At 57.9% G+C, this 617-nt stretch carries 1 protein-coding gene and 1 pseudogene; both read right to left on the reverse strand.

Annotated features, from left to right (window positions below):
- A partial coding sequence (locus tag KP701_RS16180) for an IS5 family transposase (RefSeq protein ID WP_371819030.1) occupies positions 1 to 398 on the reverse strand: 398 nt, incomplete at its 3' end.
- Positions 308 to 617: pseudogene (locus KP701_RS16455) on the reverse strand (hypothetical protein); the annotation flags it as partial. The pseudogene KP701_RS16455 and the gene KP701_RS16180, both read right to left, overlap by 91 nt.

A 617-nucleotide genomic window follows, 5' to 3' on the forward strand; every position in this document is an offset into this window, starting at 1 on the left:
TAGGCCGTGTTGACAAAAGATCCAATCCAGAGCCTCGCGGCGGCGAGGTTGAGAAAGCTCATGAAAGACAGGACGGTCTTGTCGTAGCGGGTTGCGATGCGGCGCATCTGCTTGAGCCTGTTGAACATCCGCTCGATGCGGTTACGGTCCTGGTAGCGCCGCCAGTCTGTTTTCTGCGGCGCACTTCGGCCTTTGCGTGATGGAATAATCGGCAGGATCCCGTAGAGCAGTAGGTCCTGGCGGAAACTGTCGCTGTCATAGCCCCGATCAGCCAGCATCGCCCTGGGATTTGGAACGGACAAGCTCATCAGGGCGTCTGTGGCCTTGTAGTCCGAGACCTGTCCTCCGGTAAGGACAAAGCCGAGAGAGCGTCCCTGATTGTCACATCGAGCATGGATTTTGCTCGTAAAGCCGCCGCGTGATCGACCAAAAGCCTCCGAACAAGCCCCCCTTTTGCGCCCGTGGCCTGGGAATGGGCGCGGACCACAGTACTATCGACCATATGCTGCCAGTTATCGGTCAGACCCAGATCTACAAGGGTTTGCAGCAGGGCATCCCAAACGCCCTGCTCAGCCCAACGGCGAAACCGAACATAGACCGAATTCCACTTGCCGTAG

The sequence above is a fragment of the Gluconobacter sp. P1C6_b genome, from assembly GCF_018811945.1.
In the GTDB taxonomy this organism is placed as follows: Bacteria; Pseudomonadota; Alphaproteobacteria; order Acetobacterales; family Acetobacteraceae; genus Gluconobacter.